Source organism: Azospirillum sp. UENF 211521 (genome assembly GCF_058780535.1).
Window position 1 is genome coordinate 688,835 of the sequence record NZ_JBSNCF010000003.1, and the last position, 24,909, is coordinate 713,743.

The window sequence follows — 24,909 nt, forward strand, 5'->3', positions numbered from 1 at the left end:
ACGAGATCGTTCACGCTCAAAAACCCGGTCACACCGCGTTCGCGATGTGCGTTTTCGCACAGGCGGCGGCGGGCCGTGACGGCACTCTCCAGCCGCGCCGCGAAGCGCTGGCCTGACCGTTCCATCCCGGCAGGCTCCGCCCCGCGTCTCGTTTCCTGCGGCTTGGAGTGTTCCGACGATGGCTCTGCTCGATGATCTTGTGGTGCAGACCGCCCTGTTTCCCTTGGTGGTCGGCGTCGCCGCCGTCGGTGTGGTCCGTCTCGCCGGCGGGCGCACGCGGGGTCCCCGGTTGGCGGCGGCGGGTGTTGCCGCCGCCTTCCTGGCGGCCTACGTGCTGATCGTCGGCCTGCCCGCCCTGCCCCCGCCCTCCAGCATGGGCCGCCTGTTCTGGAGCGCGGTGGCTGGTCTGGTCATTGGCGTCGGCGCCGACCTCGCCGGGATCGACCGCCGCCGGGGGACATGGCTGCTCGGCGCCTGGGTGACGGCGTCCTTGCTGTGGATCGCCCTGCCGGTGCTGCCGGGAAGCCTCGACACCATCACCGCCGCGGTGCTGCTGCTGGCCGGCGGCTGGATCGCCCTGACGCGCACCGCCGGCGAGGGCGAAGGGGTGGCGACGCCCAGCGTCGCCCTGCTGGCCGCCGCGGTGGCGGTGGGCGGGGTGGCGCTGGTCGGCGCCTCGGCCTCCGTCGCCCAGCTCGCCTTCGCGCTGGCCGCGGCCACCGGCGGCCTGCTGCTGTGGAACTGGCCGGTGGAGCGCCACGCCTGGGGCAACGCCGGTCAGGCCGCGCTGGGCATCCTGGTGCTGCTGGCCGCCACCCTGACCTTCTTCTCCTCCGCCCACGCCGAAGCCCTGCTGCTCGTCCTGCCGGCCTTCTTCGCCGACCGGCTGCGCGACCGCCTGCCCCTGCCGCGCACCCCCGCGGGCCGGGCCATGGGCACCGTGGCGCTGACCGCCATCGCCCTGGTGCCGGCCGCCGCCGCCGTGGGCGTCGCCTTCCTTCTCTCCGCCGGTTCCGACGTGTCCGGCTACTGACCCACCCCAGTCATCCCGTTCCATCCGACAAAGGACTCCGAATCATGAACCGTCTTCTCGCCGCCGCCGCCCTGTCCGCCCTCGTCGCCCTGCCGCTGACCGCCCAGGCCGCCCCGGTCGCCTACAAGCTCGACCCGGCCCACACCGCCGTGGTCTTCATCGTCGACCATCTGGGCTTCGCCAAGGCCATGGGCCGCTTCAACACGTTCGCCGGCGAGCTGTCCTTCGACAAGGACGCCGCCGACAAGAGCAGCCTGTCGGTGACCATCGACACCACCAGCGTCGACACCAACCACGCCAAGCGCGACGAGCACCTGAAGTCGCCGGACTTCTTCAACGCGAAGGAGTTCCCGAAGATGACCTTCAAGAGCACGAAGATCGAGACGACCGGCGATAAGACCGGCAAGCTGCACGGCGACCTGACCCTGCTGGGCGTCACCAAGCCGGTGGTCCTCGACGTGACCTTCAACAAGGACGGCGTCAGCCCGGCCAGCAAGCAGGAGACGGTCGGCTTCTCCGCCCGCGGCACGATCAAGCGCTCCGACTTCGGCATGAAGTACGGCGTGCCGAACATCGGCGACGACATCCAGATCATCATCGAGTCCGAGGCGGTGAAGGCGTAAGGCGCGCCGTCAATCCTCCTCCGCCGCCTGCCGGACCCGGTCCCGCAGGCGGCGGGTGTCGAGAAGCAGCAGCGCCCCCCGCCGCTTCTCCAGCAGCCCGTCGCGCTCCAGCGCGCTCAGCTCCCGCGAGACCGCTTCGCGCCGGGTGCTGACACGGGCGGCGAGGTCGGCGTGGGGCGGCGGCGGGGAGATGGTCGCGCTGTGCTCTCCCCGCCCGTCCGGCCGGGCCAGCCGCAGCAGCTCGGAATAGATGCGGTGGCGCACGTCCAGCGTGTTGAACTCGTTCACCCGCGTGGCGAGCTTCCGGATCTCCCCGGCCAGCAGGACCATCACCTGATCGCAGACGTCGGGATGGCGGTGGATGCAGTCGCGGAACAGCGGGGCGGGCATGCAGGCGACCGTGGCGTTGGTCACGGCGACGATGCCGGCGGAGCGGGCCTTGCCGTCGATGGCCGCCAGCTCCCCGAAGAACTCCCCGGCGGGGATGTCGCGCAGGATCACCGTCCGCCCGGAGATCGCGCGGATCGTCACCCGGACCAGACCGGCGGCGACGATGAAAACGTCGGTGCCCTCATCCTCGAAATCGATGATCCATTGCCCGGCCTCCACCCGGCGCCAGAGGCAACGATCCTCCAGCGCCCGCAGCTCGTCGGGGGACAGGGAGCGGAACAGCGCCGCCCCGGCCAGCGTTTCGCTCCGGCGCCTCATGAACGGGTGTGGATGTCCGGCTGTGGCATGGCGCGGGATGATCTCATAGGATGCCCGGGGACGCCACGCCGAAGCCGACCTTCACAGCCCGAGCCCGCCGACCGACATGACGACCGTCCCATCCGCCGCCCGCCGCCGTTCATGACCGGGGCCCGTTCATGAAACGCCGGATCGAACGCCCGTTGCGCCTGTTCACCGGCCTGACGCTGTTCACCTTCGTCATCACCCATTTCCTGGCCCACGCCGCCGGGCTGCTGCTGCTGCCGGGGATGGAGGTGGCGCGGCGCACCCTGTTGTGGATGTGGGACACGCCGCCGGGGCAGGCGCTGCTCGCCGGCTCCTTCGTCACCCACGCCGGGCTGGGGCTGTGGGCGCTGTACCGGCGCCGCCACCTGCGCATGCCCGCCGGGGAGGCGTGGCAGCTCGGGCTCGGCCTGTGCATCCCCCTCCTGCTGATTTCCCACGGCATGGCCGGGATGCTGTCGGACGACCTCTACAACGACCCGCTGACTTACCCGCGGGCGATCGTCCTCTACTGGATCACCGCGCCGGAAACCCTGCTGTGGCGCCAGCTCCTGCTGCTGGTCATCGTGTGGATCCACGGCTGCATCGGGGTGCGCGGCTGGCTGATGACGAAGCCCTGGTACCGGAGCCGCGCCGCGCTGCTCGGCGCCTTCGCCATGCTGCTGCCCCTGCTGGCGCTGGCCGGGATCGTCAACGCCGGCTGGGACGCCGAGCGCCGGGCCGCCGCCGACCCCGCCTATCTGGAGCAGTTCCGCGCGCCTGCCCCCGGCACGCCGGAGGCGGAGAACCGCGCCGCGCTGGCGGCGATCAGCGGCGGCGTGTTCAACACCTACGTCCTGCTGCTGGTCGGCACGCTGGGGATGCGGCAATACCGCAACTGGCGGGCGCGGGCGACCAGCCCGGTGCGCATCGCCTATCCCGGCGGGCGCACCGTCACCGTGCCGCGCGGCACCTCGGTGCTGGAGGCCAGCCGCGCCAACGGCGTCCCGCACACCGCGCTGTGCGGCGGGCGGGGCCGCTGCTCCACCTGCCGCATCCGCGTGACCGAGGGGGTGGACGCCCTGCCGCCGCCCAACGCCACGGAGCGGGCGGTGCTGGAGCGGATGAAGGCGCCGCGCGCCGTCCGCCTCGCCTGCCAGCTCCGCCCGGTGGCGCCGCTGTCGGTGACGCCGCTGATCTCGGCGCGGGACAATGGCCGCACCTTCGCCGTCACCGCGCCCATGGACAGCGGGCGGGAGCTGGCGATCACCGCGCTGTTCGTGGATTTGCGGGGGTCGACCTCGCTGGCGGCGGAGCGGCTGCCCTTCGACGCGCTGTTCATCGTCACCCGCTACGTCCAGGTGGTCACGGATGCGATCCGCAAACACGGCGGCTACGTCATCGCCATCGCCGGGGACGGGGTGATGGGCATGTTCGCCAACGAGGACGACCCCGCGGCGGCGGCGGCCAGCGCGCTGCGCGCCACCGCTGACCTGTGGCGCGACATCGAGCTGCTGAGCCGCGACCTCGCGGAGGAGCTGGACCAGCCGCTGGCCTTCGGGGCCGGGGTGCATTCCGGCCTCGCCGTGGTCGGGGCGGTGGCCTGTTCGGAGGACGGGTCGCTGCAGTTCATCGGCGACACCGGCAACGTCGCCGCGAGGCTGGAGGAGATGACCAAGACGCTGGGCGCCACCGTAGTCTTCTCCGACGCGGCCGCCGAGCTGGCGGGGCTCCAGGGGCTGGAGCGTCTGGAACGCCGGGATGTGGCGATCCGGGGCCGCGACGGCACGCTCGGGGTGCGGACCGTCCGCCGCCAGGAGGATTTGCGGGCGCTGCTGGAGGGTGGAACCACCGTCCCCTCTCCCCCCTGGGGCGACGCTTAGGACGAGGCCACCGCTGCGGGTGTCGGGGGAGCAGCGGGTTCTTCCCTTCTCTCCCGCCCTTCTCCCCCTCCCCTCTCATCCCTGGATCACGCCGCTGCGGCCACCCGCTCCAGCTTGGCGGGAAGACCCTGGCGCACCGCCGTTCCGGCGATGGGATCGACCCAGACCGAGGCACCCGGACGGGTCGGGTCGTGCAGGCCGAGGTCGTTGATGTTCACCCCCGCCCCGATCTCCGGCACCACCGGCTGGCTGTGGCCGCCGATGACGTGCGGGCGCGCGCCGAACTCCTTGTGGCCGAAGCCGTGCTCGACGGCGAGCACGCCGGGCATCACGCCGTGGCGGACGATGGCGGTCGCCAGCTCCGACCCGCCCGGCGTGGCGATGCGGATGCGGTCGCCAGTGGCGATGCCCAGCCGCCGCGCGTCCTCCGCGTTGATGCCCACCGGATTCTCCGGGTGCAGGTGGCGCAGGCGGCTCGCCGCGATGGTGTAGGCGCTGACCAGCACCGACTTCGAACTGATGAGCTGGAAGGGCCAGTCCTCCGCCGTGTGGACCTGCCGCATCGGCGTGCCGTCGGCGAAGGCCGGGGGCGTCCAGGCAGCGGTGCCGGTCCAGCGCTTGCCGGTGACGCTGCTCTTCGTCGCGCCGACCGCCTCGTTGTAGACCAGCAGTCCGTCCTTGAAGCGGTGGGTGGCCCTGTCGCCCTCGAAGCCCTCCGCCTGGTTCTGGTAGCGTCCGCCGCGCGCCAGGATGAAGGCGACCTTGCGCCACTCCTCCTCCTTCAGCACCCCCTGGAGCGCCGGCAGAACGCGGGCGACGCCGGACAAGGCAATGTCCTCGTCGGTGGCGTCGGGGACCGGCTGCTTGCCCAGCCACGCGATGTTGGCGCCACCGCGCAGATACCAATCCTCCGGCCGCTCCAGCGGATGGGTCTTCCCGTCCATGTCGGCGATGGCGTCCGGGCCGAAGCCGGGCAGGCCCAGCCGCTTCGCCAGCGCGATCAGGAAGGTCTCCATCTGGACGTGCCGGCCGTCGGGCAGCGGTTCGGTTCGCGGCGTCACCACCGGCCAGCGCGCCGTCGAGGTCTTGGTCGGCACGCCCGCCCAGGGCGCCGCCCAACCCCAGGTCTCGTACAGCACGGTGTCGGGGATGATGTAGTCGGCGAAGGCCGTGGTTTCGTTGATGAAGGGGTCGATGGCGACGATCAGCGGCAGCGCCTTGGGGTCGCGCAGCGTCGCCTCAACCTGGGCGCGGACGCCGGGGATGCCGTAGAGCGGGTTGCTGTTCCACAGGAACAGGGCCTTCAGCGGGTATGGGTAGCCGTCCACCACGCCGCTGGTCAGATACTCGGTGGTGAGCTGCGGGGCGTTGGGGTACCAGGGCGCCTTGGCCGGATAGGGCTTGCCGGCCTCCTTCTTCGCCTTGAACTCGCTGGATTTTTCATAGGGGACGGGGCGGCTGATGGCCGTGCCGGTGGGCTTCACCTGCCCGGGGAAGCTCGCCAGCTTGTAGCGCGGGCCGTCCTGCTCGTCCGGGAAGCGCCCGCCGCCGAAGATGGTGCCGCCCTTCCAGTTGAGGTTGCCGATCAGCGTGTTCAACGTCACCACGCCGAAGGCGTTGTAGAATCCGTTGCCGGCCATCATGCCGCCGTGGGTGTTGGCGGCGGCCTTCTTGCCGTGGCTGGTGAACTCGCGCGCCAGACCGGCGATGACGTCGGCGGGGATGCCGCAGGCGTCGGCGTAGCCGGCGAGGTCGAGCCGCATCGCCTGCTCGCGCAGCAAAGTCAGGCTGGTCTTCACCGCAACGTCGCCCGCCGGGGTCGCCACCGTCCCGCCGTGGAACAGCATGGCCGGTCCCGTCAGGGCGTCATGGGCCACCGGCGTACCGGCGGGGTCGAGCACGACGAAGGCGTCCTTGGCGCTGTAGCGCTCCGTCTCGCCCAGCGTGACCCAGCCGAGGTCGGAGGCGCGCAGCATCCGCCCGTCGCGCGGGTGGCCCGCCTGCTGGATCACCAGATGGGTGGCGTTGCACCAGCCGGCCTCGCCCGCGGCCTCCGCCGCCTTGCCGTTGGGCTGGGCGAGATAGTTGCTGTCGATGCGCCCGTTCTCGAACATCCAGCGCATCATGCCCATGACCAGGGCGCCGTCGGTGCCGGGCCGGATGGGTATCCAGTTGGACCGCTCCGCCGCCGCGCGGTTGTCGGCGTTGGTCAGCACCGGATCGACGACGACGTAGTTCAGAACGCCGTCCGTTCGTCCCTTGGCGAGCAGCATGGCCTGCCGCTTGAACGGGTTGCCGGCGTTCGACGGGGCGGTGCCGATGAACAGCACGAACTCGGCGTTTTGCAGGTCCGGCTTGGCGTGCGGCATCTTCTTGGCGTCGCCGAACACCGCCCCGGAGCCGGAGCGGTAGGCGCCGCCGCAGTAGGAGCCGTGGCCGACGAAGTTGATCGTCCCCAGCGCCTGATTGAAGAAGCGCCGCACGAAGGGCTCCCGCCCGTCGTTGACCGACGACAGCAGGGCCACCTGATTGACCTTCGGCCCCAGTTCGGGTGCGGCTGGATCGATGGGCGTCTTAAGGTCGCGCAGCGTCCGCAGGCCGGGCACCGGGCCTTCGCCGAACAGGTCGCCGCCATCCGCGATCTCCTCCACGAGTTTGTCGAAGGCGATGGGTTCCCATTGGCCGGAGCCGCGCGGGCCGACCCGCTTCATCGGCGTGGCGACGCGGAAGGGCGAGGTCAGCATCTCCAGCGCCGCGTTGCCCCGGCCGCAGGCGGTCGAGCGGCCCTTCAGCCCCTGTTCGTCCAGCCGCGACAGCGACTTGAAGCTCTCCTTGATCGGCGTGCCATAGGGCAGGAAGGGATCGGTGGACAGCGGGCTGTAGGGGTTGCCGGCGACGCGCAGCACCGTGTTCTTCTCCACGTCCACCCGGACGCGGACGCCGCACAGCGTGGTGCAGCCGAGGCAGGCGACGTTGGCGACGATCTGGCCCGGCGTCGGGGTGAGGTCGCCGGTCGCCGGATCGACGCGGAATTCCGGGGCCGGGGCGTTGCCGGAGATGGCGTGGTCGGGCTTGTCCCCGGCCCAGGCGCCCTTCACGAGCTTGCGCCCGGTGTCGGAGAAGCCGCCCGCGAAGGCGGCGAGCGCGCCGCCGGCGGCGCTGGTCTTCAGGAGAAGGCGACGGGAAATCGACATGATGGGTGCTCCGTTCACTCGGCGGCGGCCACGGTTCCGGCAGGCGCCTGGGGGGCGCGGGCCGGAGCGGGCGCCGGGCGGCGCGGGGAAGGCAGGATGGCGATGAGGACGATCAGCAGGAACAGCCAGAGTCCGGCCGTGCCGACGATCCCCAGCAGCCCCTCCGGACCGGCGGGCAGCGCGTAGTCGTAGAAGCCGGCGCCGGTCTTCGGCACGGTCTGGCCGCCGATGAACACGGTCCAGCGGAACATCCAGGCGCCGTGCAGGGCGATCAGCCCGGTCAGCAGCCCCGTTCCGGCGGGCTTGGCGACGGCGATGGCGAAGGGCAGCGCGGTGGCGGCGACGGCCCAGACGGCGGTGACGCGCCACGCCTCCGACCCGGCGACGCTGCCCAGCGCCTCCGCGTGGGTGGCGTCCAGCCCGAACAGGCCGAGCGCCAGCCACAGCCCGCCGACCAGCATGACCCCGCCCAGGAAGCCGGCGAGCAGCCGGTTCGCCCGCAGCTCCACCGCGCGGTCGTTGCCGGCGGCGACGCGGTTCAGCACCAGCACCAGACCGGCGGCGCCGGCCAGCGCGGTCAGCAGGAACTGCACGGGCAGGAAGGGCGTGTGCCACAGCGGACGCGCCTTGACCACCGCGACCTCCGCCCCGGTGTAGAGAGCGACCAGCAGCGCGCCGGCCAGGGCGAACAGACCGGCGGCGCGGATCAGCGCGTCGTTGCGCCCGCCGCCCAGCGACGCCAGCCGATAGAGCGCGGCGAGGCGGCTGTCCACCCGGCCGTGCGCCTGCAACTCCTCGCGGAAGCACGCCCAGCCATAGACCAGCAGGCCGGTGACGTAGAGGGGGATGAAGATCGACCCCCACCACATCCACGACGTCGGGCGCAGCACGACGTAGAAGTGCCAGAAGCGGCCGGGCTGGTGGAGGTCCGACAGCAGCGCCACCGGGGCGGCCAGCCCGCAGGTCAGCGCCACCAGCAGGGCGACGCGCCCCAGCGCGCGCCAGTCCTCCTGGGCGAAGGCGTAGCCGGGCAGGCTGAGCAGAAGTCCGCCGACCGACAGGCCGATCAGGAAGAAATACTGCACGGCCCAGGGAAGCCACGCGACCTCGCGGGTCACGTTGATGACCTCGACGATGTGGTTGTCCATCACGCGTGCTCCTTTCGGGCGTGGGTCTCGCCGCTGGGCCGCCAGAGCGTCGGCGTGCCGTCGACCTTCCCTTGGAAGCGGGGATCGAGGCCAAGGTAGAAGACGCGCGGCTGGGTCCCCTGCTCCGGCTTCAGCACCTTGGGGTTCTCCTCGCGGACCAGGGTGGCGACGGCGCTGTCCGGGTCGTTCAGGTCACCGAAGATGCGGGCGCCGCCGACGCAGGTCTCCACGCAGGCGGGCAGCAGCCCGGCCTCCACGCGGTGGACGCAGAAGGTGCATTTGTCGGCGGTCTGGGTCTTGTGGTTGATGAAGCGCGCGTCGTAGGGGCAGGCCTGGACGCAATAGGCGCAGCCGACGCAGACGGTGTTGTCCACCACGACGATGCCGTCCCGGCGCTGGAAGGTCGCACCGGTCGGACAGACGGGGATGCAGGGCGGGTCCTCGCAATGGTTGCACAGGCGCGGCAGCATGTAGCTGCCGGCCTTGCCCTGCTCGGTCACCTCGTAGGTGGAGACGATGGTGCGGAAGCTGTTTTCCGGGACATCGTTCTCCATGATGCAGGCGACCGTGCAGGCTTGGCAGCCCACGCATTTGCCCACGTCCACCACCATCGCCCAGCGGTGCGCCGGATTGCCGTCCCGGCGGAGCGAGGCACCGCCAGGGGCTGCGGCGGCGGGCATCGTCGCCACCGTTGCGGCGCCGATGGTCGCGGCGCCGGCGCCGAGGCAGAAGTTGCGCCTTGATCGGTCCATGGCTGGCCTCTTCGCACCTGATTCCTTGGGCCGCGACGAACCGCGGCCCTATGGTGCGAAGGGTACCGGCGCCCTGCCCCCACTCCTATTGGGGGCATCCCTACACCTCTTAGGGTAAACCCCAGTGACGACATGCCGCAGGAACCGGCCAGTCCTCAGCGATCAGCCCTTGAGGACGTCAACCACCGCCCGCGCCACGCCGGCGTGGATAGCGTCCCGCTCCTTGAAGGCGTCGGGCGTCCCGGTCAGGTAGCTGGTGATCAGCAGGGGCGCCCTGCCCTCCGGCCAGACGATGCCGATGTCGTTGGCCGTCCCGCGCACGCCGGTGCCGGTCTTGTCGCCGACGCGCCAGCCCTTCGGCAGGCCGGCGCGCAGGCGCTTGTCGCCGGTCCGGTTGGCGATCATCCAGGCGATGAGTTGCTCGCGCGACGCCGGGGTCAGCGCGTCGCCCAGCATCAGCCGCTCCATGCTGTGGACCATCGCCGCGGGCGTGGTGGTGTCGCGCGGGTCGCCGGGGATGGCGCTGTTCAGCGACGGCTCGTTGCGGTCCAGCCGGGTCTTCCGGTCGCCCAGCGTGCGCAGGAAGGCGGTCAGCCCGGCGGGATCGCCCACCGCCGGCAGCAGCAGGTTCGCCGCCACGTTGTCGCTGAGCGTCATCGTCGCCTCGCACAGTTCGGCCACCGTGGGGGGCGGGCCGTCGAGGCGGGTTTCGGCGAAGGGGGCGTAGGGGACCATGTCCGCCTTGGTCACCGGGATCGTCCGATCCAGCCGCTCGCGGCCCTCGTCCACCCGCTTCAGGACGGCGCCAGCCAAAAGAAATTTGAAGGTGCTGCACATCGGAAAGCGCTCGTCCGCGCGATGCCCGAAGCGTTGCCCGGTGCCGGTGTCGAGCACCGCCACGCCGAGCCGGCCGCCGCTGCGCCTTTCCAGCGCGGCGATCGCGTCGGCCAGCCGCTTGTCCCCGAATTTCCTAAGTTTCTCCGCCTTCACGCCGGTCGCCGCCAGCAGCGTCATGCCGCCCGCCGCGGCCAGGAAAGCCCGCCGTCCGATCATCGTAGCCTCGTGTCATAGCGTGTCGATGGACGGACGATAAAAAGCTGCCGGCCTTCGAACAAACGATGATAGTTTTCATAAGCCACAAGAAAAACTTATAGCTGTCCATGGCCCGTCCCCAGCTTCCGCTCAACGCGCTGCGCGCCTTCGAGGCGTCGGCCCGCCATCTCAGCTTCACCCGCGCCGGGCTGGAGCTGTGCGTCAGCCAGGCGGCGGTCAGCCAGCAGATCCGCACGCTTGAGGCGCGGCTGGGCGTCACCCTGTTCCGCCGCCTGCCGCGCGGCCTCGCCCTGACCGACGAGGGGGCGGCGCTGGTGCCGGTGCTGATGGACGCCTTCGAGCGCATCGGCGCGACGCTCGACCGCTTCGCCGACGGGCGCTACCACGAGGTGCTGACGGTCGGGGTGGTGGGGACCTTCGCCACGGGCTGGCTGCTGCCGCGCCTGCCGGCCTTCACCGCGGCGAACCCGGCGGTCGACCTGCGCATCCTGACCAACAACAACCGGGTCGATCTGGCCGGCGAGGGGCTGGACTTCGCGATCCGCTTCGGCGACGGCTCCTGGCACGGCGTGGAGGCGGTGCCGCTGCTCGACGCCCCGCTGACCCCGCTCTGCGCCCCGGCGCTGGCGCAGCGGCTGTCCGCCCCGGCGGACCTCGCGCGGGAGGTGCTGCTGCGCTCCTACCGGATCGAGGAATGGCAGCGCTGGTTCGCGTTGGCCGGGGTGCCCTGCCCGGCCATCCGCGGTCCGGTCTTCGACTCCTCCCCCACCATCGCCGCCGCCGCCGCGATGGGCGCCGGGGTGGCGCTGCTGCCGGCGCGGCTGTTCGGCCACGATCTGGCCACCGACCGGCTGGTCCGTCCATTCACCATCGAGGTGCCGGCGGGCCGCTACTGGCTGACCCGCCTGCACTCCCGTCCCGAGACGGCGGCGATGCAGAGCTTCCGCCACTGGATCGCCGCCGCCGTCCGGGCGGACGATTAGGCCGGAGGTTCAGGCCGGTGTCGGCGCCTGCTCCGGCAGGACGCCGGACTGCTTCAGTTCCCGCCAGAAGTCCGCCGGGATCGGCTGCTTCATCAGGGCCATGTTCTCCTGCACGCGCGGCGGATTCTTGGTGCCCGGAATGACCGAGGCGACGACCGGGTGCGCCGCGCAGAACTGCAGCGCCGCCGCCCGCAGGTCCACGCCGTGCCGTTTGGCGATCTCGGCCAGCCGGTCGCGCGCCGCCACCTTGTCCGGCGGGGCCTCCTGGTACTCGAAGGTCTTGCCCCCGGCGATCAGGCCGGAGTTGTAGGGGCCGCCGACCACCACATGGACGCCGCGTTCCTGGCAGCGCGGGAACAGCGTGTCCAGCGCCGGCTGGTTCAGCAGGCTGTAGCGCCCGGCCAGCAGGAAGACGTCCGGGTCGGCCTGTTCCAGGGCCATCACGCAGGGCTCCACCCGGTTGACGCCAAGCCCCCAGGCTCGGATGACGCCCTCCTCGCGAAGCTGGGTCAGCGCCACGGCGGCGCCTTTCATGGCCGTGTCGAACACCTCCAGCCAGCGGTCGCCGTGGGCGTCCTCCGCGCAGTCGTGGATGTAGGCGATGTCGATGCGCGCCATGCCCAGCCGCTGCAGGCTGTCCTCGATGGAGCGGCGGACCCCGTCGGCGGTGTAGTCGTAGTCCACCCGGAAGGGCAAACCCTTCACGAAGGGGCCGTGCTGGCCGCCCTTGCTGGCGTCGGCGCGCAGCAGGCGTCCGACCTTGGTGGACAGGACGAAGTCGTCGCGCGGGCGGTTGCGCAGGACATGGCCGAACCGGTGCTCCGAGATGCCGGGACCGTACTCCGGCGCCGTGTCGAAATAGCGGATGCCGGCGTCCCAGGCGGCGGCCAGCGTGGCCTCCGCGACGTCATCCGGCACCTCTTCGAACATGTTGCCGAGCGGGGCGCCACCAAACCCGATTGGCCCAGGCGGAGCGAAATGCTTGCGGTCCGGCATGATCGACCTCTCGTTGATGCGTGGGTGCAGAGAGGGGACAGTGTGCGCTCTGACGGCGCTTCCCTCAACACCGGCCCTCAACACGGGGAGGGTCACGGCGTTCCCATTCGCAACCTGCCGACGCGGGCGTGGCAATTTGCGACGCGGATGGGAGCGCGTTGGCAAATTGCAACGGTTGGGAAGGAACAACCGCGCAGCCCACTCGGGAATTTTGCTGGGTGGAACAGCAATTGCGCGGGGATTGGGAGTTGGTACGGAATTTGAGAATGATTTGATCCGGTGCGGGCGACCGACGCCGAACAAAAAATACCCCCAAGGAAGAAACCCCCAGGCAGGACATCCCATCATGACCACCTCCCTTCGTGCTTTCGCCAACTTGCGCACCGCCACCAAGGTCTACACCGGCTTCGGGGTCACGCTGGCCCTGCTGGTCACGTTGGGGGCGGTTTCCTGGAGCGGCCTCCGGTCCAACGATACGGCGCTGCGCAGCTACGCGGCGCAGTCCGACATCACGGTGACGTTGGGAGAGGCCGATACCGCGCTGTCCGACGCGCTGGGGGCGGCAGCGGAGTTTCTCGTTTCCGGCACGGACGGCGCTGCCAACCGCTTCCGCGCGACAGCCGGGGACTTCCGCCGGCATCTGGACAAGGCGGCCCCCGGCATCCGCGACGGCGCCGACCGTCAGGCCGTGGAGGAGATCCGCGGGCTGGAACGGGATTTCCTGACCGGTTTCGACCGTCTGGTCGCCCTGCGCACCGAACGGGACGGCATCGTCGCGGAGGTCGTGAACAGGCTGGGTGCCGACATCCGCCGGACGCTGAGCGAACTGGTGACCGCCGAACGGCAAACCGGCAATCTGGACCGCACCGTTCAGGCCGCGGGCGTCAGCGAGCAGTTTCTGCTGGTGCGCGTGCTCGTCGCCCGTTTCGTGACCGAGACGAAGCCCGAGGATCTGGTGCGTATCCGCCAGGATCTGGCGGCGGTGGCCGCCGACGTCGAGGGCGAGGCCAAGGGCTGGGCCGACTCCCCGGGCGCCGCCAAGCGCACCGAGTTGCTTGCCAAGCTGCCTCGCTACACCGCGGGCATCGAGCGCATCGCCGCCATCGCCGATGAGATGACCCGCGTCAACGCCGACACGCTGACCCGCGCCGGCGCCCAGATCAACGGGAGGATCGGGTCGATCCGCCAGCATTCCACCGAGGTCCTGAAGGGGCTGGAAATCAGCGCTGCCGCCGCGGTGACCGCGGCCGAGCGGCAGGGCGCCGCGGTGACCGCCGCCGCCGTGGCGCTGGGCCTGCTGCTGGCCTGGATGATCTCGCGGGCGATCACCCGTCCGCTCGGCGCCATCACCGGGGCGATGGGCCGGCTGGCCGAGGGCGACCGCACGGTGCAGGTGGACGAGGGGTGGCGCAAGGACGAGATCGGCGCCCTGGCCCGCGCCCTCCAGGTCTTCAAGTCGAACGCCGAGGAGATGGAGCGCATGCGCAAGGCGCAGGAGGAGGCCGAGCGCCAGGCCGCCGAGCAGCGCCGCGCCACGATGATCCGCATGGCCGACACCTTCGAGGCGACCGTCCAGGGCATCGTCGAGGCGGTGGCGAGCGCCGCCGGCGGCATGCACAACGCCGCCAGCACCCTGTCCGGCACCGCCGCGGACGCCAGCGAGCGCTCGCTGCTGGTCGCCTCCGCCTCCGAGGAGGCCTCGGCCAACGTGCAGACCGTCGCCAGCGCGACGGAGGAACTGTCGGCCTCCATCGCCGAGATCGGCCAGCAGGTGGAAATCTCGACCCGCATCGCCGGGCAGGCGGTGACCGACGCGGAAGGCGCCGATCGCACCATGAGGGCCCTGGTCACCGCCGCCGAGCAGATCGGGCAGGTGGTGGAAATCATCAGCGGCATCGCCGCTCAGACCAACCTGCTGGCGCTCAACGCGACCATCGAGGCGGCGCGTGCCGGCGAGGCCGGCAAGGGGTTCGCCGTGGTGGCGGGCGAGGTGAAGGCGCTGGCCAACCAGACCGCCAAGGCGACCGACGAGATCCAGTCGAAGGTGCAGGAGATCCAGCAGACCACCGGCGGCGCGCAGAAGGCCATCGGCAGCATCGGCCAGACCATCGGCCGGATGAGCGAGATCGCCACCACCATCGCCGCCGCCATCGAGGAGCAGGCCGCCGCCACTCGCGAGATCGCCAGCAGCGTCTCCCAGGCCGCACAGGGGACGGAGGAGGTGTCGCGCAACATCGCCGGCGTCAGCACGGCGGTGTCGGAAACCGGCAGTGCCGCCAGCCATGTCCACGGCACGTCGGAGGAACTGGCCGCCGAGGCGGAGCGTCTGCGCAGCGAGGTGCGCAGCTTCATCGCCACCGTCCGGGCCGCCTGATCCGGCAAGAGGAGGGATCGCCGCTTGTTCCGGCTTCCATTCGCCGGATGGGTGGTAGGCTGAATCGGGGCGCCTGAACGTCGGGCGTCTCGGTTGAGCGGCCGGGATGGGCGGCCATGGCGAAAAGGATTTCTCCAAAGACGGCCTCCGGTTTCGCACGGCGCTTCGCCGGGCTGGCCGGGGGCTACTGGTCGGGACAGGACCGCTGGTCGGTGCGGCTGCTGGCAGCGGGCCTGCTGATTCTGACGGTGGCGCAGGTGTCCGTTCCGGTGATGATGAACCTGTGGAGCCAGCGCCTGTTCGACGCGCTGGAGCAGCGGGCGATGGACCGCCTGCCGATGATGGCCGCGGCGGCCGGCGGCATCCTGCTGTACAACATCGCCGTCACCGTGGCGCATCTGTGGGTGAAGCGGCGCCTCCAGTTCGGCTGGCGGGCGTGGCTGACCCGGCGGCTGGTCGGCGACTGGGTGTCGGACGGCCGCGAGCATGCCCTCCCCTCCCGCCCCGGCAATCACGACAACCCGGATGGGCGCATCGCCGAGGACGTCCGCGTCGTCACCGAACTGGCCGTCGATTTGGGGCATTCGCTGACCTACTGCCTGCTGCTTCTGGTCAGCTTCGCCGGGATCCTGTGGCGGCTGTCCGGCGTCGTGCCCGTCGCCATCGGCGGCGTGAGCGTTCCGGTGCCCGGCCATCTGCTGCTCCTCGCCCTGGCCTTCGCCGCCGCCGGGACCACCGCCGCCCTCGCCGTCGCCCGGCCGCTGGTCCGCGCGGCGGAGCGGCGGCAGGGACTGGAGGCCGATTTTCGTTTCGGGCTGGCGCGGGTTCGCGAGAACGCTTCGGTCATCGCCCGGCAGCGCGGCGAGGCCGTGGAGCGCGACCGCATATCCCTGTTGTTCGATGGGGTGCGCCGCGGCTGGGAGGGGCAGACCGGCGCGCTGGTCCGCGTGATGGCCTTCGGTGCGTCCTATTCGGTGTTGTCCGCGGTCTTCCCCATCCTGGTGGTGGCGCCACGCTACGCCGCGGGGGCGATCACGCTGGGGGTGATGATGCAGACCGCGCAGGCCTTCCAGCAGGCCGTCGCGGCGCTGTCCTGGCCCATCGACAATCTGGCGACCGTCGCCCAGTGGACGGCGTCGGTCGAGCGCGTTCGGGGGTTGGCGGAGGCGCTGGACGGGATCGCTCCCTTGCCCCCGGTCAAGGCGCCCGCTCCCGGATTCCTGTCCGATGGCGGCAACACCGCGCGGAAGCGGTGAGGCGGTCCGGCACTTTCCGTTTGACCTCAACTTAGCTTGAGGTTCTATCCTGCCGCCGCACGCCGAAACCTTGGGAGGGACCGGGCCGAATGCATCGCGAGATACGGCATCTGCTGCGCCGCTGGAAAATCACTCTGCTGAAGAAACGCGAAAACCGCCGCCGCCTTGCCCTGTTCAGGCCCATCCTGCCCGGCGCGAACCTGAAGGACCGGTTGATCGCCTGCTGCGGAGCGATGCTCGGCCTCGCCGCGACGGGGCTGCTCTGCCACAACCTGCTGACCCACATCACCAGCGCGCCGGCCCTGGTGGCGCCGATGGGGGCGTCGGCGGTCCTGCTGTTCGCGGTGCCGGCCAGCCCGCTCGCCCAGCCCTGGTCGATCATCGGCGGCAACACCCTGTCGGCGCTGGTCGGGGTGATGGTGGCGGCGCTGATTCCCGACCCGATGCTGGCCGGTGGCGTGGCGGTGGCGCTGGCGATCGCGACCATGTCGATGACGCGCTGCCTGCACCCGCCGGGCGGCGCCGCCGCGCTGACCGCGGTGATCGGCGGCCCGGCGATCGCAGCCTCGGGGATGCAGTTCGTGTTCTACCCGGTGGCCGTCAACTCCATCCTGCTGGTGCTGGCCGGCTGGACGTTCCATCGCTTCTCCGGCCATTCCTATCCGCACCGGGCGCCGCCCAAGCCGGCCAACAGCCACGGCACCGCCGATCCGCCCGCCCGGTCACGCGCCGGCCTGACGGCCGACGACCTGGACGAGGCAATCCGCGAGCTGGGAGAGGCGCTGGACGTCAACCGCGACGACCTGAGCGCCCTTCTGGAGAAGGCGGAGCTTCACGCCATGGAGCGGATGCATGGCGGGATCACCTGCGGCGACATTATGTCCCGCGACGTGGTGACGGTGAGCGCGGAGGCCCATCCCGAGGTGGCCCGCGCCCTCTTGGTCGAGCACAGCTTCCGCACCCTGCCGGTGGTCGATCGGAGCAATGTGGTGGTCGGTCTGGTCGGGCATACGCATCTGGTCGGGAACGCCGCGACGGTGGCCGCCGTGATGGCCCCGCCGGTGACCGCCGGGCCGGAAACCCCGGCCTTCCGCCTGCTCGGCCCGTTGTCGGACGGCGGCACGCACGAGGTCGCCATCGTGGATGGGACCGGTGGGCTGCTGGGGGTGGTGACCCAGACGGACCTGCTGCTGGTGATGGCCCGCACGAACCTGCTGCAATCACTGGACAGCGCCCGGAAGCCCGCCGGAGCGGTGGCCTAAAGGCGCCGCCGACGCGCTGGCGAGGTTGGCTCCGCGAGAAAATTTTCTCGCGGAGTTCGCCTTCCGCTACTCCCCTCCCCTGCCCTCTCCGGCGTTCAGGATCGCGTCGATGTCGTCGCGGATGGCGCGAAGCGTCTCGCGGTCGATGTCGGCCAGCGCCAAGCCCTTCTCGCGGACGCTGGCGACGGTCTGGCGGGCCCCGAACACCGCCTTGGCCAGCGGCTTGGGCAGGGCGCTGCCGGTGGGAAGGGTGCTGGTGCGGGGCTTCGCCGCCGCGGGCGCCGGAGTTTCCTCGTCGGCGTCTCGCCGGGTCATCTCCGTGACCAGCGCGTCCCAGCCGCGCAGCTGCTCGCCCTCCCCTTTCAGCCGGGCGATCTCCACCAGCCGGTAGCGCGCCGGGCGGTGCAGCGGGTACTCGTCGCGGATGCGTTGCGGCAGGCGGCTGATGAGCAGCGCGCGGGAAATGTCCACCCGGTCCTTGCCGACGATCCGCCCGACATCCTCCTGCCGGTAGCCGTGACGCTCCATCAGCCGGGCGTAGGCGTCGCCCTCCTCGAAGGGCGACAGGTCGGCGCGGACGACGTTCTCGATCAACGCCAACTCGTCCGACGCGCCGGTGACGGTGACGGCGTAGATGGTCGGATGGCCGAGCGCCCGCACGGCGCGGAAGCGCCGCTCCCCGAAGACAAGCTGGAAGCGGCCGTCGCCCAACTGCTGCACGCCGACCGGTTGGGCCAGCCCATGCTGCGCGATGGAGGATTTCAACGCCTCCATGTCCGCCTCGTCGAAATGGCGGCGCGGCTGGTCGGGGTTGGTGACGATGCGGCCGACGTCGATCTCCACGACGACCGGGCCGCGGCGGTTGAAGCCCTGCCCGTCCTCGCGGGCCTGCCGCTCGGCCGCGGCGGTGGCCAGAACCCCGGTGTTCGTCCGGGCCAGTTTACGCGACATGGGCCATCACCTCCGGCATACGGGCACGTTCCTGAATCAGCGCGTCGGCGACGGCCTGATAGACTTCATAGCCCGGCGCGTCCGGCACTGCCTCCAGCGCGGCGCGCCCGGCGGCCACCGACTGGGCGTAGACGGTCGCCCGCGGGATCGGGCCGAAGACGCGCAGCTTCGCGCCGAACAGGTTGCGGATGTCGTCGAGCGATGCCTGATCCTGGGTCAGCCGCGCGTTGAACATCGTCGGTAGGATGCCGAGGACGCTGACCCCGGGGTTGGCCCGGCGACGGATCATGTCCAGGTTCTCCAGCAGGAACTCCACGCCGGCGACGCTCAGCATCTCGGTCTGGCAGGGAATGGCGACGGTGTTGGCGGCGGTCAGCGCGTTGCGCGCCAGCATGCCGAAATGCGGTGGGGTGTCGACGAAGATGAAATCGTAGCTCTGCCGCGCCCCGCCATCCAGGCATTCGCGAAGCGCGCAATCCCCCGAGGACTGGCTTTGCAGTTCGGCCTCCGCGTCGCCCAGCCGCATGCCGCTGGGGATCACGTCCAGCCCGCTGTCGGTGGTGACGATGTAGTCGCCGAGGTCGAACCCCTTCCCCCGCGCCTTCAGCGCCTCCACCGACGCCTTCAGCGCGTAGTAGAGGGTTTTCTCCTCGCGCTCGCGCTCGATGGAGTTGATGCCGAGATGGATGGTGGCGTTGGCCTGCGGGTCGGCGTCGATCAGCAGCACCTTGAAGTGCCGGGCGAGCAGGGTGGCGGTGTTGACGGTGAAGGCCGTCTTGCCGACGCCGCCCTTGCGGTTGGCTGCGGCACAGATCAGCGCCGGGCCATGCCGCGTCACCGTGCCGATCTTCTCCTGCAGCAGCAGGGAAATGACCGGAGCCGGGATCTTCTCACTGCCGTTCTCCCAGCGCGAGATCTTCGCCTTGTCGTATTTCCGGCCGAGCTTTTCGTTCAGCCAAGCCGCGAAATCCGGCTGGTTCAGCGTCCGGCCTTCTCGGAACGCCTTGATGTCCTCGCCGCGCATGGTTCATTCCCCTGCCTTGCCCCGGGGCCACTTTTGCGCGACACCGGAGTGCGGTCAAGCCGGAATGTTGACTCCGGGGCAGGGGAGAGGAGTCAACATTCGGCGAGAAAATTTTCTCGCGGGACAAGGCCCGGCGGGTGGTGCGACCGCGGCACCACCCGCCGCTCCGGTCAGCTCGGCTTGTAGGCCGCCTTCGCTTCGGGCATCAGTTTCTGCAGCGCGGCGATGCGGTCCGCCGTGCCGGGGTGGGTGGACATGAAGGTCGGCTGCTCGGCCCCGGCCTGCTTCATGTTCTGCCACAGCTCGATGGCCGCCTGCGGGTCGTAGCCGGCGCGGGCCATCATCAGCAGACCGGCGCGGTCGGCCGCCAGCTCCTGGTTCCGGGAATAGGGCAGCAGCAGGCCGTACTGCGCGCCGGTGCCCAGCGCCGCGGCGATCATCTCGCTGCCGCCGACCCCGCTCGCCCCAGCCACGGCCCCCAGGATGCTGGTGCCGGCATCGGTGGCCATCTGGGTGCTCACCCGCTCGGCGGCGTGGCCCTCCAGATTGTGGGCAATCTCGTGACCGATGACCGCGGCGAGCTGCGCGTCGGTCTTGGCGTATTGGAACAGCCCCTCATAGACGCCGATCTTCTGGCCGGGCAGGGCGAAGGCGTTGGCTTCCTTGCCCTGGAACACCCGAACCTCCCAACCGGCGGGGTCGAGCGAGGCGGCGCGCAGCAGGCGGGCCGAAATCTGCTCGGCGCGGCGCTGGTAGCTGGCGTTGGCGGTGGCCGGCGTCGACTGGATCAGGCGCTGCCAGTCCTGCTGGCCGAGTTCGACGAGTTGTTCCTGCGAGACGAGGTTCAGGCCGAGCCCCGTCGAGTTTCCGGCGCATCCGGCCAGCGCCAGGGACCCGGCCAGCGCCGCGGCAAGGCACAGGGGTCGGACGGTCATGATCGGCATTGCTCTTCCTCCGTTGTGGTTCTGTCCAGCGCATCCTATCCGATGGCGGATGGGCTGTGCCGGGGCAATTCGGTGGTCATGGTTTCGGTGGCCGTGTTCCGGAAGCCGCAACGTTTGTCAGGGGCGGATGTTGCTTCACGTCACCGCCGGAACGCGGCGGATAAAGTCCGGAGAGCACCATGCCGATCAAAGCCTTCGCGCTGAACTGCACCCTGAAGCCATCGGGAAAGCCGTCCTCGACCGACGCGATGATCGGCCTGCTCCAGAAGGATCTGGCGGCCCAGGGGGTCGCGGTGGGCGCGCCGGTTCGCGTCGCCGACCACGACGTGAAGCCCGGCGTCACCTCGGACGAGGGGCTGGGCGATGCCTGGCCGGACCTGCGCCGCCAAGTGCTGGAGGCGGACATCCTCATCCTCGGCACGCCGATCTGGATGGGCCAGCCGTCCAGCGTGTGCAAACGGGTGCTGGAGCGCATGGACGCCTTTCTGGGCGAGACGGACGACCAGGGCCGCATGGTGTCCTACGGCAAGGTCGCGCTGGTGGCCGTGGTCGGCAACGAGGATGGTGCCCATCATGTTTCGGCGGAGCTGTTCCAGGCCCTGAACGACGTCGGCTTCACGCTCGCCGCCAACGCCGTCTGCTACTGGGTGGGGGAGGCGATGCAGAAGACCGACTTCCAGGATCTGGACCGGGTGCCCGACAAAGTGGTTTCCACCTCGGCGATGGCCGCGCGCAACGCCGCCCACCTCGCGCGCTTCTTGAAGGAGAAACAGTATCCGGGCGACTGACGGCCCCCGGCGATTAGACGTCTAATAGCGTCGCATCGCCGCCCTTTCCCGCCCGTGCCATTCTGTGGATATCCGGGAAAGAGGCTTCTCAACCGCCCGCGCGATTCCATGTATAGTCTGTCTTGTAGGCCGGCGATGCGATGGTGTCGCCGCGGGTGGATGGTGGCAGGAGGAACGGGTGGCGACGCTCAAGGAATTCGAAGAAGCCTTGAAGACGGCGGGCAACACGGAGGCCCTGGAGATCCTGGGCAAGCTGCGCGAACGCGACAAGGCCCAGCGGTCGATCCGTCCGGCGCGGCGCGTCGTCGGCAAGAAGATGACCCCGGAACTTGCCGCGCAGATTCTGGAGCTTCACCGCACCACCGACATGACGCAGCAGGAGATCGCGTTCCAGCTCAGCGTCAACCAGGGCCGCGTGAATGAGGTCATCAAGCGCGGCAAGTGGCTGAACGACGACCCGAACGCTCCGGAGGCCGTCGCCCGCGACAAAGCCAAGGCCCGCGTCAAGGACGGGGTGGGCATTGAGCCGCGCCCGGCCCGTCCGAAGAAGAAAAAGGCGGCCAAGCCGGCCGAGGACGCGGCCGTGGAAGTCGGTCCAGGAGGCTGCGGCGGAGGACGTGTCGCCCGTCGCAACGCCGGTTGCGGAAGAACCAGCCCACGCGCCCGAGCCGGTGGAGGCCGCTCCGGATGCGCCCATACCCGAACCGGCTCCTCTGGAGCGGGTTGAGATGGCCCTGAACCCGGACGCCCAGGATGCGGTGGCCGAGGATAAGGCGGCGCAGGACAAACCGGCGGCGGAACAGGTGTCCAAGGACGCGGAGCAGGCTCCGAAGGAGAAGAAGAAAAAGCGCAAGGCCGAACCGCCGGCCCAGTTGCTTTTCGACGGGCTGTAAGGCGTCCGCTCAGCCGCGGCGGGGCTGCCACCAGCGGGCCAGGAAGCCCAGCCCGGCGAAGCGCACGACGTGATGCGTGCCGACGAAGGCGGTGTCGAGGCCGAGCACGAAGGCCACGATGGTCATCGCCTCCACCCCGCCCGGCGCGTAGGCGAGCCAGAGCTGGCCGAAGGGCAGCCCGAGCAGCCAGCCTCCCGCCCAGGCGAAGATTGAGGACAGGACGAGCGCCAGCGCCACGCTTTCCAGCGACGGGCGCAGCGCCGCCCGCAGGGAGGCCAGCGTGACCCCGGCGAAGCGCGACCCGATCAGCGCGCCCGTCACCACGAAGCCCGCGTTGAGCAACCAGTTCGGCAGGCGGTGGTCGACGAGGCCGCTGCCGTGCAACACTGCGCTTCCCAGCATGGCGCCGAGCAGCACGCCGCCGGGCACGCGCAGTTTCTGGAACAGCAGCCCGGCCAGGGCGCTGGCACCGACCAGAAGCGCCAGTTCGGGCAATGCGCCCGCCGGGTCGGATAGGGCCGGGCGGGGCGGCAGACCGGGGGGGGACGCCACCAAGTCCAACAGCCAGGGCATGGCGGCGACCAGGACGAACAGCCGCAGGCTCTGCGCCAGCGCCACCCGCGGCAGATCGGCCCTGCTCTCCGCCGCCAACACCAGCACCGCGCCCAGCGCGCCGGGGACGGCGGCGTAGCGCGCGGTCGCCGGGTCCCAGCGGTGCACCCGCTCCAGCCACGCCGAGCAGGCGTAGAGGCAGGCCATCACCGAACCGGCGAGCAGCGCCATGCTGAGCGGCCAGGAGGCCATCTGGTGCAGCGTGTCCGGCGTCACCCCGGCGCCCATGGAGATGCCCAGCAGCACGAAGGCGGCTGTGCCGAGCGGGGAGGGCAGGCGGAGTTTCAACCCGCCGAGCGCCCCGCCGGCCACCGCGGTCATCGCCCCCATCAGCCACGCCGCGGGCAGCCCCGCCAAGGCGAACAGCCCGCCACCCAGGGCGGCCAGAAGGAGGGTCAGGGCGGTGGCGGCGAGTCGCTTCATCATCCGTCGGGTCCGGCTGCGGCAAGGGTCGTGCACTGTGCGTGTCACCCGCAATCCCGCGCAACCGGTATGGGCGGTCACCTGACAAGCGTGTGCGGCATAGGCCGGCGATTGTCCGGACCGTCCGCCTGCTGCATTGTCGGAACAACCGGCCGCCGCGGCGGCCCAGACGATGCGGGAGGGGATGATGCCGATAAGAACCAGGGGACGGACGCCATGAGGTTCGCCGCCAACCTGTCCATGATGTTCACCGAGCGGCCCTTCCTGGAGCGGTTCGGCGCCGCGGCGGCGGCCGGCTTCGACGCGGTGGAGTTCCTGTTCCCCTACGACACCCCGGCCGAGCGGATCAAGGCGGCGCTGGACGCCCATGGGCTGACCCAGGCGCTGTTCAATCTGCCGCCCGGCGACTGGGCGGTGGGGGAGCGCGGCATCGCCAGCCTGCCCGGCCGCGAGGTGGAGTTCCGCGAGGGCGTGGTGACGGCCATCGCCTACGCCAAGGTTCTGGGCAACCGGCTTCTGCACTGCATGGCCGGCATCCCGCCGGAGGGGCTGGAGCGGGATGCGGCGCTGGTGACTTACACCGACAATCTGCGCCACGCCGCGGCGGCTTGTGCGGAGGCCGGGTTGACGCTGCTGGTGGAGCCGATCAACAACCGCGACATGCCGGGCTATCTGATGAACGGCACCGCGCTGGCCCGTCGGGTGATCGAAACGGTGGGGGCACCGAACCTGAAGCTCCAGCTCGATCTCTACCATTGCCAGATCAGCGAGGGTGATCTCGCCATGCGCATCCGGGCCAACGCCGACCTCACCGCCCATGTGCAGATCGCCGGCATTCCGGACCGCCAGGAACCCGACCGCGGCGAGGTCAACTATCCCTATCTGTTCGAGGTTCTGGCCGGCACCGGCTACCACGGCTTCATCGGCTGCGAGTACCGGCCCCGCGGGCGGACGGAGGACGGGTTGGGCTGGTTCCACGCCACCGCCACGCGGGCCGCGCGCTGACCATGGACCTGCTCGCCCCCCTGTCCAGCATCGCCGCCGTCGTCGTGCCGGTGTTCCTGATCGCCGCCCTCGGCTTCGGCTGGAGCCGCGCCAAGCTGCCCTACGACAGCGCCTTCATCACCACCTTCGCGATCAACGTCTCCACCCCCTGTCTGGTCTTCTCCTCGCTGGCCCGGCTGACGCTGGGCGGGGACGATCTGCTGACCATGGCGGCGGCCTCGGTCGGCAGCATGGCGCTGGCCGGGCTGATGGCGACGCCGATCCTGCTCGCCAGCCGCCTGCCGCTGCGCGTCTATCTGCCGGCGCTCAGCTTCCCCAACGGCGGCAACATGGGCATTCCCGTCTGCCTGTTCGCCTTCGGGGAAACCGGGATGGGGCTGGCGGTGCTGTTCTTCGCGACGCTCGCCGTCCTCCAGTTCACCATCGGCCCGGCCCTGGCGGCGGGGCGCACGGACGCCAAGCAGGTGCTGCGCACCCCGGTGATCTACGCGGTCGCGCTGGCCGTGCTGGTCCTGATGACCGGCGTCCAGCCGCCGCAGTGGGTGACCAACACGACGACGCTGCTCGGCAACTGCGCGGTGCCGCTGATGCTGTTCTCGCTGGGGGTGGCGCTGGCGGGCTTGCGGATGCAGGGCATGCTGCGGTCGCTCGCCATGTCGGCGCTGCGCCTGCTGCTCGGCTTCGCCGCCGGGCTGGCGGTGGTGGAACTGCTGGACCTGGAGGGCACGATGCGCGGCGTCGTACTGCTGGAAAGCACCATGCCGGTGGCGGTGTTCAACTACCTCTGGGCGCTGCGCTACAACAACGCGCCGCAGGAGGTCGCCGGGATGGTGCTGGGCTCCACGGCGCTGTCGTTCCTGACGCTGCCGCTGCTGCTGGCCGTGGTGATGTGAAGAGGGGAGGGGGGTGTTGTTGCCCCCTCCCTAACCCTCCCCCGCTGCGCGAGGGAGGGGATAATCTCCCTCCACCGCGCAGCGGGGGAGGGCCGGGGAGGGGGCAAA

At 70.6% G+C, this 24,909-nt stretch carries 22 protein-coding genes; 12 read left to right on the forward strand and 10 right to left on the reverse strand.

Annotated elements, in window-relative coordinates:
- Nucleotides 1-178: 178 nt before the first annotated feature.
- Together ACWPN5_RS27800 and ACWPN5_RS27805 are read left to right on the forward strand one after the other, a co-directional pair.
- Nucleotides 179-1,033: a hypothetical protein gene (locus ACWPN5_RS27800; protein WP_492298615.1), complete on the forward strand. Its 855-nt coding sequence runs from the start codon at nucleotides 179-181 to the stop codon at nucleotides 1,031-1,033.
- A 44-nt stretch (nucleotides 1,034-1,077) separates the two neighbouring features.
- Nucleotides 1,078-1,656, forward strand: coding sequence for a YceI family protein (locus ACWPN5_RS27805; RefSeq protein ID WP_492298617.1), 579 nt, complete (start codon nucleotides 1,078-1,080; stop codon nucleotides 1,654-1,656).
- A gap of 9 nt (nucleotides 1,657-1,665) precedes the next feature.
- Here the strand turns inward: ACWPN5_RS27805 and ACWPN5_RS27810 are convergent, their stop codons facing one another.
- Nucleotides 1,666-2,364, reverse strand: a complete 699-nt coding sequence (locus ACWPN5_RS27810; protein ID WP_492298618.1) for a Crp/Fnr family transcriptional regulator — start codon at nucleotides 2,362-2,364, stop codon at nucleotides 1,666-1,668.
- A gap of 158 nt (nucleotides 2,365-2,522) precedes the next feature.
- On the opposite strand from ACWPN5_RS27810, the gene ACWPN5_RS27815 reads away from it, so the two are divergent.
- A complete protein-coding gene (locus ACWPN5_RS27815; RefSeq protein ID WP_492298619.1) occupies nucleotides 2,523-4,250 on the forward strand; it encodes an adenylate/guanylate cyclase domain-containing protein in 1,728 nt (575 codons plus the stop codon).
- 86 nt (nucleotides 4,251-4,336) lie between these two features.
- Here the strand turns inward: ACWPN5_RS27815 and ACWPN5_RS27820 are convergent, their stop codons facing one another.
- From ACWPN5_RS27820 to bla, 4 genes are all read right to left on the reverse strand, one after another.
- A complete protein-coding gene (locus tag ACWPN5_RS27820) occupies nucleotides 4,337-7,444 on the reverse strand; it encodes a molybdopterin dinucleotide binding domain-containing protein (protein WP_492298621.1) in 3,108 nt (1,035 codons plus the stop codon).
- A 14-nt stretch (nucleotides 7,445-7,458) separates the two neighbouring features.
- Entirely contained in the window at nucleotides 7,459-8,592 is a 1,134-nt protein-coding gene (nrfD, locus tag ACWPN5_RS27825; protein WP_145682031.1) for an NrfD/PsrC family molybdoenzyme membrane anchor subunit, read from the reverse strand.
- Nucleotides 8,592-9,344: a sulfate reduction electron transfer complex DsrMKJOP subunit DsrO gene (gene dsrO, locus ACWPN5_RS27830; RefSeq protein WP_492298623.1), complete on the reverse strand. Its 753-nt coding sequence runs from the start codon at nucleotides 9,342-9,344 to the stop codon at nucleotides 8,592-8,594. The genes nrfD and dsrO overlap by 1 nt, the downstream gene beginning before the upstream one ends.
- A 162-nt stretch (nucleotides 9,345-9,506) precedes the next feature.
- Nucleotides 9,507-10,397 (reverse strand): class A beta-lactamase, encoded by an 891-nt coding sequence (bla, locus tag ACWPN5_RS27835; RefSeq protein WP_492298625.1) that lies wholly within the window; start codon nucleotides 10,395-10,397, stop codon nucleotides 9,507-9,509.
- A 107-nt stretch (nucleotides 10,398-10,504) separates the two neighbouring features.
- On the opposite strand from bla, the gene ACWPN5_RS27840 reads away from it, so the two are divergent.
- Entirely contained in the window at nucleotides 10,505-11,380 is an 876-nt protein-coding gene (locus ACWPN5_RS27840) for a LysR family transcriptional regulator (RefSeq protein WP_200477773.1), read from the forward strand.
- 9 nt (nucleotides 11,381-11,389) lie between these two features.
- Here ACWPN5_RS27840 and ACWPN5_RS27845 read toward each other — a convergent pair whose 3' ends face one another.
- Nucleotides 11,390-12,376: an aldo/keto reductase gene (locus ACWPN5_RS27845; protein ID WP_492298626.1), complete on the reverse strand. Its 987-nt coding sequence runs from the start codon at nucleotides 12,374-12,376 to the stop codon at nucleotides 11,390-11,392.
- A 346-nt stretch (nucleotides 12,377-12,722) separates the two neighbouring features.
- Between ACWPN5_RS27845 and ACWPN5_RS27850 the strand changes: the two genes are divergently transcribed.
- The 3 genes from ACWPN5_RS27850 (at nucleotide 12,723) to ACWPN5_RS27860 (ending at nucleotide 17,268) form a co-directional block, all read left to right on the forward strand.
- Complete coding sequence (locus ACWPN5_RS27850) at nucleotides 12,723-14,750, forward strand: methyl-accepting chemotaxis protein (RefSeq protein WP_492298627.1); 2,028 nt, start codon at nucleotides 12,723-12,725, stop codon at nucleotides 14,748-14,750.
- Between the two features lie 116 nt (nucleotides 14,751-14,866).
- Nucleotides 14,867-16,006 carry an SbmA/BacA-like family transporter gene (locus tag ACWPN5_RS27855; protein WP_492298628.1) on the forward strand — a complete coding sequence of 380 codons (1,140 nt, stop codon included), beginning with the start codon at nucleotides 14,867-14,869 and terminating at the stop codon, nucleotides 16,004-16,006.
- A gap of 89 nt (nucleotides 16,007-16,095) precedes the next feature.
- On the forward strand, nucleotides 16,096-17,268 hold the full coding sequence (locus ACWPN5_RS27860) for an HPP family protein (RefSeq protein ID WP_145682038.1): 1,173 nt from the start codon (nucleotides 16,096-16,098) through the stop codon (nucleotides 17,266-17,268).
- A gap of 66 nt (nucleotides 17,269-17,334) precedes the next feature.
- On the opposite strand, the gene ACWPN5_RS27865 is transcribed toward ACWPN5_RS27860, so the two are convergent.
- The 3 genes from ACWPN5_RS27865 to ACWPN5_RS27875 all read right to left on the reverse strand — a co-directional run bounded on the left by ACWPN5_RS27865 (nucleotide 17,335) and on the right by ACWPN5_RS27875 (nucleotide 20,178).
- Nucleotides 17,335-18,219, reverse strand: coding sequence for a ParB/RepB/Spo0J family partition protein (locus ACWPN5_RS27865; RefSeq protein WP_492298629.1), 885 nt, complete (start codon nucleotides 18,217-18,219; stop codon nucleotides 17,335-17,337).
- Complete coding sequence (locus ACWPN5_RS27870) at nucleotides 18,209-19,243, reverse strand: AAA family ATPase (RefSeq protein WP_200477768.1); 1,035 nt, start codon at nucleotides 19,241-19,243, stop codon at nucleotides 18,209-18,211. The genes ACWPN5_RS27865 and ACWPN5_RS27870 overlap by 11 nt, the downstream gene beginning before the upstream one ends.
- 170 nt (nucleotides 19,244-19,413) lie before the next feature.
- Nucleotides 19,414-20,178, reverse strand: a complete 765-nt coding sequence (locus ACWPN5_RS27875) for a M48 family metallopeptidase (protein ID WP_041813439.1) — start codon at nucleotides 20,176-20,178, stop codon at nucleotides 19,414-19,416.
- A 188-nt stretch (nucleotides 20,179-20,366) separates the two neighbouring features.
- Here ACWPN5_RS27875 and ACWPN5_RS27880 point away from each other — a divergent pair, with 188 nt between their 5' ends.
- The 3 genes from ACWPN5_RS27880 to ACWPN5_RS27890 all read left to right on the forward strand — a co-directional run bounded on the left by ACWPN5_RS27880 (nucleotide 20,367) and on the right by ACWPN5_RS27890 (nucleotide 21,868).
- A complete protein-coding gene (locus ACWPN5_RS27880) occupies nucleotides 20,367-20,975 on the forward strand; it encodes a flavodoxin family protein (RefSeq protein WP_492298631.1) in 609 nt (202 codons plus the stop codon).
- A gap of 178 nt (nucleotides 20,976-21,153) precedes the next feature.
- Entirely contained in the window at nucleotides 21,154-21,702 is a 549-nt protein-coding gene (locus ACWPN5_RS27885) for a hypothetical protein (protein WP_492298632.1), read from the forward strand.
- A gap of 1 nt (nucleotide 21,703) precedes the next feature.
- On the forward strand, nucleotides 21,704-21,868 hold the full coding sequence (locus tag ACWPN5_RS27890) for a hypothetical protein (RefSeq protein WP_492298634.1): 165 nt from the start codon (nucleotides 21,704-21,706) through the stop codon (nucleotides 21,866-21,868).
- Between the two features lie 9 nt (nucleotides 21,869-21,877).
- On the opposite strand, the gene ACWPN5_RS27895 is transcribed toward ACWPN5_RS27890, so the two are convergent.
- Nucleotides 21,878-22,906: an AbrB family transcriptional regulator gene (locus tag ACWPN5_RS27895; RefSeq protein ID WP_492298636.1), complete on the reverse strand. Its 1,029-nt coding sequence runs from the start codon at nucleotides 22,904-22,906 to the stop codon at nucleotides 21,878-21,880.
- 213 nt (nucleotides 22,907-23,119) lie between these two features.
- Between ACWPN5_RS27895 and otnI the strand changes: the two genes are divergently transcribed.
- Nucleotides 23,120-23,908: a 2-oxo-tetronate isomerase gene (otnI, locus tag ACWPN5_RS27900; RefSeq protein ID WP_492298637.1), complete on the forward strand. Its 789-nt coding sequence runs from the start codon at nucleotides 23,120-23,122 to the stop codon at nucleotides 23,906-23,908.
- 2 nt (nucleotides 23,909-23,910) lie between these two features.
- On the forward strand, nucleotides 23,911-24,801 hold the full coding sequence (locus tag ACWPN5_RS27905; protein ID WP_200477764.1) for an AEC family transporter: 891 nt from the start codon (nucleotides 23,911-23,913) through the stop codon (nucleotides 24,799-24,801).
- Nucleotides 24,802-24,909 lie beyond the last annotated feature (108 nt).